Origin of the sequence: uncultured Oscillibacter sp. (assembly GCF_900544955.1) — a bacterium.
In the GTDB taxonomy this organism is placed as follows: domain Bacteria; phylum Bacillota; class Clostridia; order Oscillospirales; family Oscillospiraceae; genus Oscillibacter.
The window spans coordinates 36,127-48,679 of record NZ_UQXD01000001.1 but is presented as its reverse complement, the minus strand read 5'-3'; the positions used below and the strand labels follow the sequence as shown (position 1 = coordinate 48,679).

Genomic DNA, 12,553 nt, shown 5'->3' with positions numbered 1-12,553 from the left:
CCATTGGGACCCCGGCGGCAAGTAAAATCGCCGGAAATCTGTGAAAGCCGCCCGGCGGGGACGCAAAAAGGGGACGGACGCATGTGCGTCCGTCCCCTGTCGGGAACACGGGATCAGCCCTTCACCATCGCGGCGATTTCCTCCGCGAAGTTCTCCTGCTTCTTCTCGATGCCCTCGCCCTTCTCGAAACGCACGGCGTTCTTGAAGGTGATGGTGCCGCCCAGCGCCTTGGCGGAGGCGGCGATATACTGCTCCACAGTCATGTCGCCGTCCTTCACGAACTCCTGCTGCAGCAGGCAGTTCTCGGCGTAGAACTTGTTCAGCTTGCCCAGAACGATCTTCTCCCGGACCTGCTCGGGCTTGGAGGCCATCTTGGGATCATTCTCCATCTGGACCATCATGATCTTCTTCTCCTCGTCCAGCACGTCCTGGGTGACCTGGGCCTTGTCCCAGAAGCGGGGGTTCAGCGCGGCGATCTGCATGGCCACGTCCTTACCCACGGCCTCCACCTTCTCGGCGGGCAGGTCGGTCTCCAGGTTCACCAGCACGCCGATCTTACCGCCGGCGTGGACATAGGCGACGGAGGTGCCGTCGGTGAAGCGGGCGAAACGGCGGACCTTGATGTTCTCGCCGATGACCAGGACCATCTCCTGCTGCTGCTGGGTCACGGTCAGGTCGGAGCCGTCGTACTTGCAATCCATCAGGGCGTCCATGTCGGCGGGGTTCTCCTTGGCCACGGTGGCGGCCACGCCCTTGACGAAGGACACGAACTTCTCGTTCTTGCCCACGAAGTCGGTCTCGGCGTTGACCTCCACCACGACGCCCACGCCGTTGACGACCTCTGCCATGGCCATGCCCTCGGCGGCAATGCGGCCGGCCTTCTTGGCGGAGGCGGCCATGCCCTTCTCGCGCAGCCACTCCACGGCCTTGTCCATGTCGCCGTCGGTGGCGGAGAGCGCCTTCTTGCAATCCATCATGCCCACGCCGGTCATTTCGCGCAGGGTCTTGACATCAGCTGCTGTAAAAGCCATTTTTGTTTCCTCCAATATCGTTGTATGGGAGACGCTTGCTCCCCCGGGAGAGACTTACTGGGCGTCCTCGGCCTTCACGGCGGCGTCCTCGGTCTGCTCACCCTGCTTGCCCTCCAGCATGGCGTTGGCCATGATGGAAGAGATCAGCTTGATGGCGCGGATGGCGTCGTCGTTGCCGGGAATGACGTAGTCGATCTCGTCGGGATCGCAGTTGGTATCGGCGATGGCCACCACGGGGATGCCCAGCTTGTGGGCCTCGGCGATGGCGTTGCGTTCCTTGCGGGTATCCACGATGAACAGGGCGCCGGGCAGCTTCTTCATGTCCTTCACGCCGCCCAGGTACTTCTCCAGCTTCTCGATCTCGCCCAGGTGCTTCATGACTTCCTTCTTGGGCAGCATGTCGAAGGTGCCGTCGGCCTGCATGGTCTTCAGCTGGTTCAGCCGGTCCACGCGGGTGCGCATGGTCTTGAAGTTGGTCATCATGCCGCCCAGCCAGCGGGCGTTGACGAAGTACTGGCCGCAGCGGGTGGCCTCCTCGCGGATGGCCTCCTGGGCCTGCTTCTTGGTGCCCACGAACAGCAACGACTGGCCGCTCTCGCTGAGCTGGCGGACAAAGTTATAGGCCTCCTCCAGCTTGCGCACGGTCTTCTGCAGGTCCACGATATAGATGCCGTTGCGCTCGGTATAGATATACGGAGCCATCTTGGGGTTCCAGCGGCGGGTCTGGTGACCGAAGTGGACGCCTGCCTCCAGCAGGGCTTTCATGGATACGACGTTAGAATTTGCCATAGTGTTGAGTTCCTCCAAATCAAATTTAGTTTGAACCTCCGGCGGTTTCCTCCCCCCCGCCAACCCGGATGGGCACAGACGGGAGGTCCACACGCCGTGCGGAATGCTGAAATATAATATCACAGCCGCCTACACCAATGCAAGCATTTTTTCCAAAAACTGCGGAAAAATTTCGGCGATTTCCGGAAATCACGGCACTTTTTTCCGTTTCCTTAAAATTTCCGCCGCCGCTTCCGCTCCAGGGCCGGGTCCCGGCGCTGGAAGGGCTTGTCGATGAGGATGATGTCGTCCCCGATACGCTGGATGCACTCCCAGGGGATATAGAACTCCTCCCCCCTGCCGAACAGGCCGAAGAAGCGGCAGGGGCCGTAGACCACGATGGCGGCCACCTGCCCCTCCGGCACCCGCACGTCCACGTCCCCCACGAATCCCAACCGGCAGCCGTCACAGATGTTGATGACCTCCTTGCACCGGAGGTCCCGGATTCTGCACTGCATAAACACCCCTCCCTGCCCTGACCCTATGCGGCCGAAAGACTGTCCTATGCATCCAGAAAGCGACAAAAGCTTCCAGTATAGGAAAATCCGCCGGGGGTCATACTGACTTTTGAAGTTTCAATTGGAGCGGAGGGCGGCTTTCATGCAGGGAAAAGTCGAAATTGCAGGGGTCAATACGTCCAAACTGAAGGTTTTGAAAAACGAGGAGACCATGGAGCTGCTGCGCCGGACCAAGGAGGGGGACCAGGAGGCCCGCAACCAGCTCATCGAGGGAAACCTGCGGCTGGTGCTCTCCGTGATCCAGCGCTTTGCCAGCCGGGGGGAGAACGCGGACGACCTCTTCCAGGTGGGCTGCGTGGGCCTCATCAAGGCCATCGACAATTTTGACATCCGCCAGCCGGTGCGTTTTTCCACCTACGGCGTGCCCATGATCATCGGGGAAATCCGCCGCTACCTCCGGGACAACAGCGCCATCCGGGTCTCCCGGAGCATGCGGGACACGGCCTACCGGGTGCTCCAGGCCCGGGACCGGCTGGTGGCCCAGACCCAGCGGGAGCCCACCGTGGAGCAGATCGCCAAGGAGCTGGACATCCCCCGGGAGGAGGTGGTCTTCGCCATGGACGCCATTGTGGACCCGGTGTCCCTCTACGAGCCGGTGTACGCCGACGGCGGCGACGCCATCTGCGTCATGGACCAGGTCCGGGACACGAAGAACACCGACGAGCACTGGACGGAGCGCATCGCCTTAAAGGACGCTCTGAAGCTGCTGGACGACCGGGAGCGGCGCATCCTCTCCCTGCGGTTTTACGAGGGCAAGACCCAAATGGAGGTCTCCCAGGAGGTGGGCATCTCCCAGGCCCAGGTGTCCCGGCTGGAAAAGGGCGCCATCAACACCATCAAAAAGCATATTTAATAAGAGGAGGGAGGCCGTACCGGCCCCCCTCCTCTTTGGTTGCGCCTACTGCGCCGGTGCCGCCCGGGAAACGGCGCTGCCCCTCCCTGCCCCACTGCGGACCAAGGAGGCGGAAAGCAGGGGCCTCTTCACCGGGAGGCGGCTCCGCTGCGGTACAGATCCGTCAAAATCTCCGCGCACTTGTCGATGCCCAGCACGCCGCTGTCCAGCGCCACGTGGTAGTTCTGGACCCGGCCCCAGGCCACGTCGGTGTAGAACTGATAGTAGGCGGCCCGGCGCTTGTCCTTGTCCCGCAGGCGCTTTTCCGGCGCCTCGGCGGTCTCGCCGTAGACCCGCACAATCCGCTCCGCCCGCTTTTGTAGGCTGGCGTGGATGAACGCCGTCAGGCAGTCCGCTGCGTCCCGGAGGATGTAGTCCCCGCACCGGCCCACGATCACGCAGGGGCCCTGCTTCGCCAGATCCAGGATGACCCGGCGCTGAAGCAGCCAGAGCTGATCCTGGTTGGTTAGGCCGTTGTCTGGCCGGCTGGCGAGGGCGTTGAGCCAGCCGCCGTAGGGGGCGTACTCCGTCTGCTCTTTTACATAGTCCCTGGTAAAACCGCTCTTCTCCGCCAGCTGTTCGATGAGCTCCTGATCGTAGCAGGGGATGCCCAGCGCCTGGGCGGTCCGGCGGCCCACGGTGCGGCCGCCGCTGCCGAATTCCCGGCTGATGGTGATGACTCTGTTTTTCATAGCTGCCTCCTTAGCACAACGTCCGGTAGGTACAGCGGATTGCCGCCGCCGAGATGAGAAACGTCAAAACGTCCGAGACCGGCATGGACCACAGGACACCGTCCAGCCCCAGAAAGGCCGGCAGCAGCAGGGCGAAGCCCACGCCGAACACCACCTCCCGCACCATGGACAGCGCCGTGGACAGCAGGGCCTTCCCCAGGGACTGAAGGAAGATAAAGGCGGCCTTGTTCACACAGGCAAGCACCAGCGTGCACAAATAGATGCGGAAGGCCCTGACGGCAAAGGCGGTGTAGTAGGTGCTCTCGTTGGCAGCGCCGAACAGGCCGATCAGCTGCTCCGGCAGCAGCTCCGCCGCCAGGAGAGCCACAGCGCCCACGCAGGCCTCCGCCGCCAGCAGGCGGGTGAACAGCCCCCGGGCCCGGTCCCTCCGCCCCGCGCCGATGTTGTAGCCCACAATGGGGATGCAGCCGGCGGCCAGGCCCACCGCCGCGGAGATGACGATTTGGAAAAACTTCATGACGATGCCCACCACCGCCATGGGAATCTGGGCGTAGGTGGCCTGGCCGAACACCGGGTCCGCCGCGCCGTATTTGCGGAGCATGTTGTTGATGGCCGCCATGGCCGCCACCAGGGAGAGCTGAGAGAGGAGACTGCATATGCCCAGGGGGAGGAATTTCCGCAGCACCGCCCCGTCCGGACGGAAGCTGCGCCGTGTCAGCCCCACCGTCTCCCTATGAAAAAGATACCACACCGCCAGGGCCGCCGTCAACACCTGCCCCAGCACCGTGGCCACCGCCGCACCCATCATGCCCCAGCGCAGGCCGAAGAGGAACACTGGGTCCAGCACGGCGTTCACCGCCGCCCCCGCCAAGGTGGAGGCCATGGCGAACCGGGGGCTGCCGTCGGAGCGGATCACCGGATTCATGGCCTGGCCGAACACGTAAAAAGGGATGCCCAGAGTGAGATAGAACAGGTAAATCCGGGACTGGAGAAAGGTCTCCTGGTTCACGCCGCCGCCGAAGGCCCGGAGGAGCGGGTCCCGGAACAGCAGGTACACCGCCGCCAGCGCCAGGCCGGATGCCGCCGACAGCACCACCGCGCTGCCGATGCTCCTGCGGGCGCTCTCCCGGTTCCCCGCCCCCAGGCAGATGCTGACGTAGGCGCAGCAGCCGTCCCCGATCATGACGGCCACGGCCAGGGCCACCACCGTCAGCGGAAAGACCACCGTGTTGGCGGCGTTGCCGTAGGACCCCAGGTAGTCGGTGTTGGCGATGAAAATCTGATCCACAATGTTGTACAGCGCCGCCACCAGCAGCGACACGACGCAGGGCACCGCGTAGCGCCCCATCAGCCGCCCCAGGGGCTCCTGTGCCAAATACGCGTTTTGATGGGTCTCATCCATGAAAAAATCGCTCCTTTTCGCAAAAAATACGGCGCGGGGCTCCGGCCCCGCCCAATTCTGCAAAAAGAAACCGCGTGGGGCCGACAACCGGATTTACGCAGTCAAGCCACACGCTGTATCCCCAGGATACCACCTCCCGCCGCCGGCGGCAAAGGCAGTTTTTCACAAATCTTCCCGGGGAAAATTTGACGCACGGGGAAAAAAAGCGTACAATCAAGCAAAAAAACGAGGAGATGCCCCATGGATTACGAAAAGCTCATCGCATTCCGAAACAGCAAAAACACCTTCTGCCGCCGCCTGGGCATCCGGGTGACGGAGATCGGCCCCGGCCGGGCGGTGGTGGTGAAGACCATGGGGCCGGAGGACCTGAACCCTCTGAACCTGCCCCACGGCGGCGTGTACTTCTCCATGGCGGACACCGCCTGCGGCTCCGCCGTGGTCTCCCACGGACATGCCGCCGTCACGGTGGACGCCGGCTACCACTTCCTGCGCAGCGCCAAGTCCGGGGACACCGTCACCGCCACCGCCCGGGAGGTGAAGGCGGGAAAGACCCTCAGCGTCTGCGATGTGGAGCTGCGGGACCAGGACGGCGTCCTGCTGGGCACCGGCACCTTCACCTTCTTCATCCTGGAGGAGCTGCTGGACCTATAAAAAAGGGGGCCTCACCTGTGGGTGAGGCCCCCTTCTCTCATTTTTTGAAGCTGTCCTTCAGGCTGACGCTGCGGTTGAACACCAGATGGCCGGGGCGGGAGTCCCGGCTGTCCAGGCAGAAGTACCCCAGGCGCATGAACTGGAAGCTGGCGGGGGCCTCGGCCCGCTCCAGCCCCGCCTCCACCTTGCAGCCGGTGAGGGTCTCCAGGGAGTGGGGATTCAGGCACTCCAGGAAATCCTTCTCCGCCGCGTCGGGATCGGCGTCGGTGAAGAGGTTGTCGTACAGCCGCACCTCCGCGTCCACGGCGGTCCCGGCGTCCACCCAGTGGATGGTGGCCCCCTTCACCTTCCGGCCGTCGGCGGGGTCGCCGCCCCGGCTCTCCGGGTCGTACTCCGCCAGGACCTCCACCACGTTCCCCGCCTCGTCTTTCACGCAGCCGGTGCAGGTGATGAGATAGGCCCCCTTCAACCGGCACTCCGGCCCGCTGGGATAGAGCCGCTTGTACTTGGGCACCGGCTCCGCCAGGAAGTCGTCCACCTCAATCCAGAGGTTGCGGGAGAAGGCCACCTCCCGGGTGCCGGCGGCTTCGTCCAGGGGGTTGTTCTCCACGGTGACGGTCTCCTGCTTGTCCGCCGGATAGTTGGTGATGGTCAGCCGGACAGGCCGCAGCACGGCCATCACCCGCTGGGCGGTCTCGTTCAAGTCCTCCCGCAGGCAGTGCTCCAAAAAGCCGTACTCCACCACGTTGCTGCTCTTGGCCACGCCGATGCGCTCGCAGAAATTGCGGATGGAGCGGGGGGTGTACCCCCGGCGGCGCAGGCCGCACAGCGTGGGCATCCGGGGGTCGTCCCACCCGGAGACCCGCCCCTCCTCCACCAGGCGGCGGAGCTTGCGCTTGCTCATCACCGTGTGGTCGATACCCAGGCGGGCGAACTCGATCTGCCGGGGCCGGGCGGGCAGGTCGCAGTGCTCCACCACCCAGTTGTACAGGGGGCGGTGGGCCTCAAACTCCAAAGAGCAGAGGCTGTGGGTGATGCCCTCCAGGGCGTCCTGAATGGGGTGGGCGAAATCGTACATGGGATAGATGCACCACTTGTCCCCCTGGCGGTGGTGGTGCATGTGGTTGATGCGGTAGAGCACCGGGTCCCGCATGTTGAAGTTGCCGCTGGCCAGGTCGATCTTGGCCCGGAGGGTCATGGCGCCGTTGGGGAACTCCCCCGCCCGCATCCGGGCGAACAGGTCCAGGCTCTCCTCCACCGGACGGTCCCGGTAGGGGGAGGTGGCGGGCACGCCGATCTCCCCCCGGTGGGCGCGGAACTCCTCTGGGCTGAGCTGGCAGACGTAGGCCAGCCCCTTCCGGATGAGGCCCACCGCCTGGCGGTAGTCCTCCTCAAAGTAGTCGGAGCCGTAGAAAAAGCGGTCGCCCCAGTCAAACCCCAGCCAGTGGATGTCCTCCTTGATGGCCTCCACAAACTCCTCGTCCTCCTTGGTGGGGTTGGTGTCGTCCATCCGCAGGTTGCAGAGGCCGCCGTACTTCTCCGCCGTTCCGAAGTCGATGGTCAGCGCCTTGCAGTGGCCGATGTGGAGGTAGCCGTTGGGCTCTGGGGGAAAGCGGGTGTGGACGGTCATGCCCTCGTACTGGCCGCCGGGGGCGATGTCCTCCTCTATAAAAGCATGGATGAAGTTCCGGCTCTCGGAGGGCTCCTCCTGCGTGGTTTTGATTTCGTCAGCCATGGCGATCCGTCCTTCCTGTGCAAGTTTTTAGCGTAGGGTTGTATTATACCGAATTCCGCTGGAAATTGCAAGGAAAATCACGCCTCTCCCAGGCCTTGCAGGGCTTTGCACCCTCAGCGCAGAAGCCAGTCCTCCACCACGTCCCCCAGGGCCACCGGCGTCACCCCGCCTTGAATCAGGCGGCGGATCAGCCCCAGGACGCTCCTCCCTGAGACCGTCAGGCGCCGGCGGGCCTCCCGCTCCCCTCCGCACTCCACGGACACCCCGTAGGCCTCCGTTCCGCTCTCCAGCTCCTCCACCAGAAGATAGTAGCACACCGTTTGGGCTTTGCATCTCGCCGTTCCCATCAAACAACGCCGCAAGACCTCTCCTCCTCACATTCAACTTCCTGTGACGGGCAGGAGGCCGCGGCCGATGCGCCGGCAGCCGCGGTCTCTCGCGTCCTGCAACAGAATAGCATTCCAAAACTGCCGGTTCTATCGAATTTCGTCGAATGTGTTCCCTCCGCGGACAAATTTCGGCCCGGTTTCAGCAAGAGACAGGCGCCGATTTCCGGCGCCTGTCTCTCATTCCTCCAGCAGGGCGAAAAAGGCCTCCCGGCCGTACAGCAGGTTCAGCGCCTCCAGCAGCCCGTTGGCGGTGAGGTGCTCCGGCAGCTCCAGCCGCCGCAGCAGCTCCCGGCGCCGCCGGGCGCTGTCCGGCCCGCCGGTGAGTCCCAGCTCGTAGAGGTCCGTCTTGGTGAGCGGCTCCCTGGCCGGGGCCGCCTCCTCGTCCAAAAAGGTGGCGCCGCAGCGCCGCAGCGCCTCCAGCAGCACCTCCGGCCGCATCCCCTCCACCCCCAGCTTCCCCTCCTTGCCGGGGAGGCGCTTGCGCCGCTCCTTGCCGCGGATGTCGGGAATGTAGGCCTGCTTCACCCGGTCCTTGGGCAGGGCGCCCTTGAGATAGTTGCGGATGACGAAGCCCGCGCCGTCGCTGTCCGTCAGAACAATGAGGCCCTGGGTCTGGGCCAGGCGGCGGAGGAAGGCCAGCTTCTCCCGGTCGTTGAACACGGAAAAGCCCCCCAGGGTGACGATGGTGGCATCCACCACCTGGGAGAGGACGTTTTTGTCGTACCGCCCCTCCACCACGATGACCTCCTGGATCTTCCTCATGTCCGCCGCGCCCCCAGCCGCACCAGCAGCAGCTTCAGCTCCCCCGCCGCGTCGATGCCCTTCTCGCTCTTCATCCGCCGGTCCAGCACCTGGCACATCTTCACCGCCCCGGCGCACCAGTCTGCGGTGGTGCGCTTGGCGGCGGTGAGGAGGAGCTTGGCGGGGTAGTCGCTCTTCATCTCCCACAGCTCCATGAGCCAGTACTTGTCGTGGCCGCTGTCGATGGCCATGCGGGCGGTGTAAATCCGGCGGAGCTGGCTGCCCAGGGCAGCCAGAATCAAGATGGGCTCCGTCTGCATCTTCAAAAGGTCCCCCAGGATGGAGGCCGCCAGGTCGTAGTTCCCCTGGAGCACGGCGTCGCTGAGCTTGAACACCTCCGCCGACAACACCGGGTCCGCCACGGCGTCGATGTCCCGCTGGGTGACCGTCTTCCCCTTGGCGTAGGCGCCGATCTTGGCGATCTCCGGAACCAGCCCGGTCATGAGGCCGCCGCAGGTGAAGATCAGGTACTCCGCCGTCTGCCGGTCGATCTCCTTCCCCAGAGCCTTAAAGCGCCGGGTGATCCAGGCCACCAGGTCGCTGCTGTCCGCCGCCCGGAACTCCACCGCCTCCACGTGGCCGCTCACCGCCTGGAAGAGCTTTTTCATGGTCCGGTTGGGCTTATACTCCAGCGTGTCGTACACGAACACGACGCAGCAGTAGGGCGGGATGTCCTCCAGCAGGGCGATCAGCTTCTCCCGCTGCTCCTCCCCCAGCTTGAACAGGTCGAAGTCCGTCACCACGATCAGCGTCCGCTCCGCCATCATGGGCATGGCCTCCGCCATCTCCCCCAGGGCCTGCACCGTCAGGTCCTTCCCCTCCAGCCGGTGGTAGTTGAACTCCTCAAACCCGGCGGGTACCAGCTTTTTCCGCAGCTCCTCCAGATAGTACTCCCGGAGATAGCTCTCCTCGCCGTAAAAGAGGTAGGCACAGCCCGGGGTGCCTGCGGACAGGTCCCCCTTCAGCTTTTGAAATGCCTCATTGCTCTTGGCCGTCTTCTTTCCATATGCCATGATGGTCTCCTCGCTTGATCGAAAAATGAATACTGCCCTGCCGGTCCGTCCGCCAGACTTCGCACCCCCGCTCCGCCAGACGCCGCAGCGTCTCCGGCGCCGGGTGGCCATAGCGGTTGGACCCCACGCTGACGCAGACCGCCTCCGGCCGCAGCGCGTCCAGCAGCGCCGCCGAGGTGGAGGTCCGGGAGCCGTGGTGCCCCGCCACCAGTACCTCGATGTCCGGCAGGTCCCAAGCCGCCAGCAGGCGCGCCTCCGCGGCGGCGTCCATGTCCCCGGTGATGAGGAGGTCTCCCTCCCCGGCGGAGGCCAGGACGGCCAGTCCCCGCTCGTTGTCCGTCTCCGCCTCCTCCGCCGGGGGATACACCGTCAGCAAAGCGCCGCCCAGCTCCAGCACCTGCCGCTCTTCCACCGCCCTCACCGAAACCCCGTGGGCCTCGGCGGCTTTCCAAACAGCCTCTCTGCCGCCGCTGTCGTCCTCCCCCGCCGGCACCAGCAGGGTCTCCACCGGCAGGCGGGCCAGCAGTCCCGTGACGCCGGAGATGTGGTCCGCGTCGTAGTGGGTCAGCAGCAGGTAGTCCAGGCGGCGGCACCCCATGGTCCGCAATTGATGGGCGGCGGTCTCCCCCGGGCCGTACCAGCTGTTGGCGCTGCCGCAGTCCACCAGGGCGAAGGCGCCGCCGGAGGCCAGGGCCACGCTCTGCCCCTGCCCCACGTCCAGCACCACCGCCTCCAGATCCCCCTCGTACCGGGCGGCCCCCAGGCGGACGGTGAGGGCCAAGGTCAGCCCCGCCAACGCCGCCGCCAGAGCGTACTTCCGCCGCTCCCCCTTCCCCAGCAGCCAGGCGGCGGCAAAGAGCAGGTAGGCAAAGGCCAGCCAGTACTGCAAATAGGGGTTGGAGAAATACACCGCGTGGCCCGGCAGCCGGGCGAGGCCGTGAGCCGCCAGCAGGATGTACCGGACCAGCAGCCCCGGCAGAATCCCCGCCGCCGCCCCCAGCGGCGGGCAGACCGCGCCCAGCGCCACCGTCCCCAGGCCGCCCAAAAACACGGCGCCCGCTGCCCAAAGGCACAGCAAATTGCTCAGCGGCGACACCAGCACCAGCGTCCCGAAATAGAGCCCGGACAGAGGCGCCGTAAAGACCAGCGCCCCCATGGTGGCTGAGAAGCCAGCCGCCAGCAAGGAAAATACCTTACCACGCCTCCGCTCCCCTTTCAGCAGCCGGAACAGCCGGGGCGTCAGGAAGAGCATCCCCGCCATGGCGGCGAAGGAAAGCTGCAAGCTGATGGACGCGGCGGCAAAGGGATTGGCCAGCAGAATCAGCAGCAGCGCCGTCAAAAGCGCCGTGGGGCCGTCGCTCTCCCGGCGGAACAGGGGCGCCGCCAGCAGCAGTGACAGCATGACGCAGGCCCGCAGCACCGAGGGGCTGCCCCCGGTGAGGAGGGCGTAAAAGGCCAGCAGCGGAATGGTGCACGCCGCCACCAGACGGCGGCGGTGCCGCCCCGCCAGCAGGTGGACCATCACCAGCAGAAAGCCGCAGTGCATCCCGGACACCGCCAGGATATGGTACAGCCCCGCCTCCGACAAATCCGCGGCGGCCACCTCTGACAGCCCGGACTTGTCCCCCGTCAAAATGGCGGTGAGGAAGGCGGCGGTGTCCCCGTGAAAGCGGACGGCAATGGCCTCCCGCATGGCCCGGCCCAGCCGGAGGGGCCACCAGCGGAGGCTGTCCGCCGTGCCGGGGCTGAGTTCCACTCCGCCCCGGCGGTAGGCCAGGAGGAAGACGCCCTTGGAGGTAAAGGAAGTCACGTCGTCGTCCCGGATGCGGGCGGCACTCTCGAACCGGACCCGCCCCGCCAGGGTCTGGCCGGGGCGGCCGTCCAGCAGCTCCGCGCCGCCGTAGTACATCACCCTGCCCGGCAGGCCCGCCACGGACACAGCGGCCTTGGCGCCGTAGGCAGTGGGCACCGGGTAGTCCCGCAGCTCCATGACAACGGCGGCCTCGGCACCGGCCAGGGCCTCCATGGGCCGCTGAACCTGGCGGGTGTAGAGCCAGTCGTACCCCAGAGCCAGGGAGAGGCCCACAAACAGCAGCAAGCACCGCCTGCGTCCCTCCCGCGGCAGCGCCAGGGCGGCGCAGGCCAGCAGGAAAAACACCCAGGCGGCGGGCAGCAGCCAGGACGGCGGAAGCAGATACCGGGCCAGGAAAATGCCGCCGGAAAAGGCGCCGGCAAACCAGGCCAGCGTTCTCATCTGCCCTTGGGCGGGGCAGGGTCGTCGGTGCGGCCCAAAAGATAGTCCGTACTGACCCGATAGTAAGTCGCCAGCTTATCGACCACCCAGGCGGGTGTCTCCCGCTCCCCACTCTCATAGCGGCGGTAAACGCTGCGATGCATATTCAGCACCGCCGCTACGTCTTGCTGGCTTTTGTCATGATCTTCCCGAAGATCCCTCATGCGTTTGATTTCCATACATATCACCCGGAAAAATGTTACCAAACGGAAACATTCTATCGGGTTATTGTGCCCATTCGGGGCCATTGTATGGGAAAAAAATGGGCCATGCCCATAGACGCGCGAAGGCTTATCCAGCGAGGATGA

At 65.1% G+C, this 12,553-nt stretch carries 13 protein-coding genes; 2 read left to right on the top strand and 11 right to left on the bottom strand.

The window, feature by feature from the left end; translation table 11 throughout:
- Positions 1–113: 113 nt before the first annotated feature.
- The 3 genes from tsf to QZS21_RS00225 all read right to left on the bottom strand — a co-directional run bounded on the left by tsf (position 114) and on the right by QZS21_RS00225 (position 2,317).
- Positions 114–1,031 carry a translation elongation factor Ts gene (tsf, locus tag QZS21_RS00235; protein ID WP_295578813.1) on the bottom strand — a complete coding sequence of 306 codons (918 nt, stop codon included), beginning with the start codon at positions 1,029–1,031 and terminating at the stop codon, positions 114–116.
- Between the two features lie 54 nt (positions 1,032–1,085).
- Positions 1,086–1,820, bottom strand: coding sequence for a 30S ribosomal protein S2 (gene rpsB / locus QZS21_RS00230; RefSeq protein ID WP_295578811.1), 735 nt, complete (start codon positions 1,818–1,820; stop codon positions 1,086–1,088).
- 212 nt (positions 1,821–2,032) lie between these two features.
- Positions 2,033–2,317: a YlmC/YmxH family sporulation protein gene (locus tag QZS21_RS00225; protein ID WP_295578809.1), complete on the bottom strand. Its 285-nt coding sequence runs from the start codon at positions 2,315–2,317 to the stop codon at positions 2,033–2,035.
- Between the two features lie 142 nt (positions 2,318–2,459).
- Between QZS21_RS00225 and sigG the strand changes: the two genes are divergently transcribed.
- Positions 2,460–3,230, top strand: coding sequence for an RNA polymerase sporulation sigma factor SigG (gene sigG / locus QZS21_RS00220; protein WP_295578807.1), 771 nt, complete (start codon positions 2,460–2,462; stop codon positions 3,228–3,230).
- A 128-nt stretch (positions 3,231–3,358) separates the two neighbouring features.
- Here sigG and QZS21_RS00215 read toward each other — a convergent pair whose 3' ends face one another.
- The gene (locus tag QZS21_RS00215) at positions 3,359–3,961 is read right to left on the bottom strand and encodes an AAA family ATPase (RefSeq protein WP_295578806.1); all 603 of its coding nucleotides are present in this window, start codon (positions 3,959–3,961) and stop codon (positions 3,359–3,361) included.
- Between the two features lie 10 nt (positions 3,962–3,971).
- Positions 3,972–5,363, bottom strand: a complete 1,392-nt coding sequence (locus QZS21_RS00210; protein WP_295578804.1) for an MATE family efflux transporter — start codon at positions 5,361–5,363, stop codon at positions 3,972–3,974.
- 240 nt (positions 5,364–5,603) lie between these two features.
- Between QZS21_RS00210 and QZS21_RS00205 the strand changes: the two genes are divergently transcribed.
- Positions 5,604–6,014 carry a PaaI family thioesterase gene (locus QZS21_RS00205; protein ID WP_295578802.1) on the top strand — a complete coding sequence of 137 codons (411 nt, stop codon included), beginning with the start codon at positions 5,604–5,606 and terminating at the stop codon, positions 6,012–6,014.
- A 37-nt stretch (positions 6,015–6,051) separates the two neighbouring features.
- Here the strand turns inward: QZS21_RS00205 and QZS21_RS00200 are convergent, their stop codons facing one another.
- The 6 genes from QZS21_RS00200 to QZS21_RS00175 form a co-directional block, all read right to left on the bottom strand.
- Entirely contained in the window at positions 6,052–7,749 is a 1,698-nt protein-coding gene (locus tag QZS21_RS00200) for a glutamine--tRNA ligase/YqeY domain fusion protein (RefSeq protein WP_295578800.1), read from the bottom strand.
- Positions 7,750–7,862: 113 nt separating this feature from the next.
- Positions 7,863–8,096, bottom strand: coding sequence for a DUF6514 family protein (locus QZS21_RS00195; RefSeq protein ID WP_295578798.1), 234 nt, complete (start codon positions 8,094–8,096; stop codon positions 7,863–7,865).
- Between the two features lie 219 nt (positions 8,097–8,315).
- Positions 8,316–8,900 (bottom strand): toprim domain-containing protein, encoded by a 585-nt coding sequence (locus QZS21_RS00190; RefSeq protein ID WP_295578796.1) that lies wholly within the window; start codon positions 8,898–8,900, stop codon positions 8,316–8,318.
- On the bottom strand, positions 8,897–9,952 hold the full coding sequence (holA, locus tag QZS21_RS00185; protein WP_295578794.1) for a DNA polymerase III subunit delta: 1,056 nt from the start codon (positions 9,950–9,952) through the stop codon (positions 8,897–8,899). The genes QZS21_RS00190 and holA overlap by 4 nt, the downstream gene beginning before the upstream one ends.
- A complete protein-coding gene (locus QZS21_RS00180; RefSeq protein WP_295578792.1) occupies positions 9,918–12,206 on the bottom strand; it encodes a DNA internalization-related competence protein ComEC/Rec2 in 2,289 nt (762 codons plus the stop codon). Before QZS21_RS00180 ends, holA begins: the two co-directional genes overlap by 35 nt.
- Positions 12,203–12,409, bottom strand: coding sequence for a helix-turn-helix transcriptional regulator (locus QZS21_RS00175; RefSeq protein ID WP_308588629.1), 207 nt, complete (start codon positions 12,407–12,409; stop codon positions 12,203–12,205). The genes QZS21_RS00180 and QZS21_RS00175 overlap by 4 nt, the downstream gene beginning before the upstream one ends.
- Positions 12,410–12,553 lie beyond the last annotated feature (144 nt).

Excerpts from the sequence above, each read along its gene's own strand:
- QZS21_RS00200 (WP_295578800.1), bottom strand. The coding sequence starts at position 7,749 with ATGGCTGACGAAATCAAAACCACGCAGGAGGAGCCCTCCGAGAGCCGG.
- sigG (WP_295578807.1), top strand. The coding sequence starts at position 2,460 with ATGCAGGGAAAAGTCGAAATTGCAGGGGTCAATACGTCCAAACTGAAG.
- QZS21_RS00190 (WP_295578796.1), bottom strand. The coding sequence starts at position 8,900 with ATGAGGAAGATCCAGGAGGTCATCGTGGTGGAGGGGCGGTACGACAAA.
- tsf (WP_295578813.1), bottom strand. The coding sequence starts at position 1,031 with ATGGCTTTTACAGCAGCTGATGTCAAGACCCTGCGCGAAATGACCGGC.
- rpsB (WP_295578811.1), bottom strand. The coding sequence starts at position 1,820 with ATGGCAAATTCTAACGTCGTATCCATGAAAGCCCTGCTGGAGGCAGGC.
- QZS21_RS00180 (WP_295578792.1), bottom strand. The coding sequence starts at position 12,206 with ATGAGAACGCTGGCCTGGTTTGCCGGCGCCTTTTCCGGCGGCATTTTC.
- QZS21_RS00210 (WP_295578804.1), bottom strand. The coding sequence starts at position 5,363 with ATGGATGAGACCCATCAAAACGCGTATTTGGCACAGGAGCCCCTGGGG.
- QZS21_RS00175 (WP_308588629.1), bottom strand. The coding sequence starts at position 12,409 with ATGAGGGATCTTCGGGAAGATCATGACAAAAGCCAGCAAGACGTAGCG.
- QZS21_RS00215 (WP_295578806.1), bottom strand. The coding sequence starts at position 3,961 with ATGAAAAACAGAGTCATCACCATCAGCCGGGAATTCGGCAGCGGCGGC.
- QZS21_RS00205 (WP_295578802.1), top strand. The coding sequence starts at position 5,604 with ATGGATTACGAAAAGCTCATCGCATTCCGAAACAGCAAAAACACCTTC.
- QZS21_RS00195 (WP_295578798.1), bottom strand. The coding sequence starts at position 8,096 with ATGGGAACGGCGAGATGCAAAGCCCAAACGGTGTGCTACTATCTTCTG.
- QZS21_RS00225 (WP_295578809.1), bottom strand. The coding sequence starts at position 2,317 with ATGCAGTGCAGAATCCGGGACCTCCGGTGCAAGGAGGTCATCAACATC.
- holA (WP_295578794.1), bottom strand. The coding sequence starts at position 9,952 with ATGGCATATGGAAAGAAGACGGCCAAGAGCAATGAGGCATTTCAAAAG.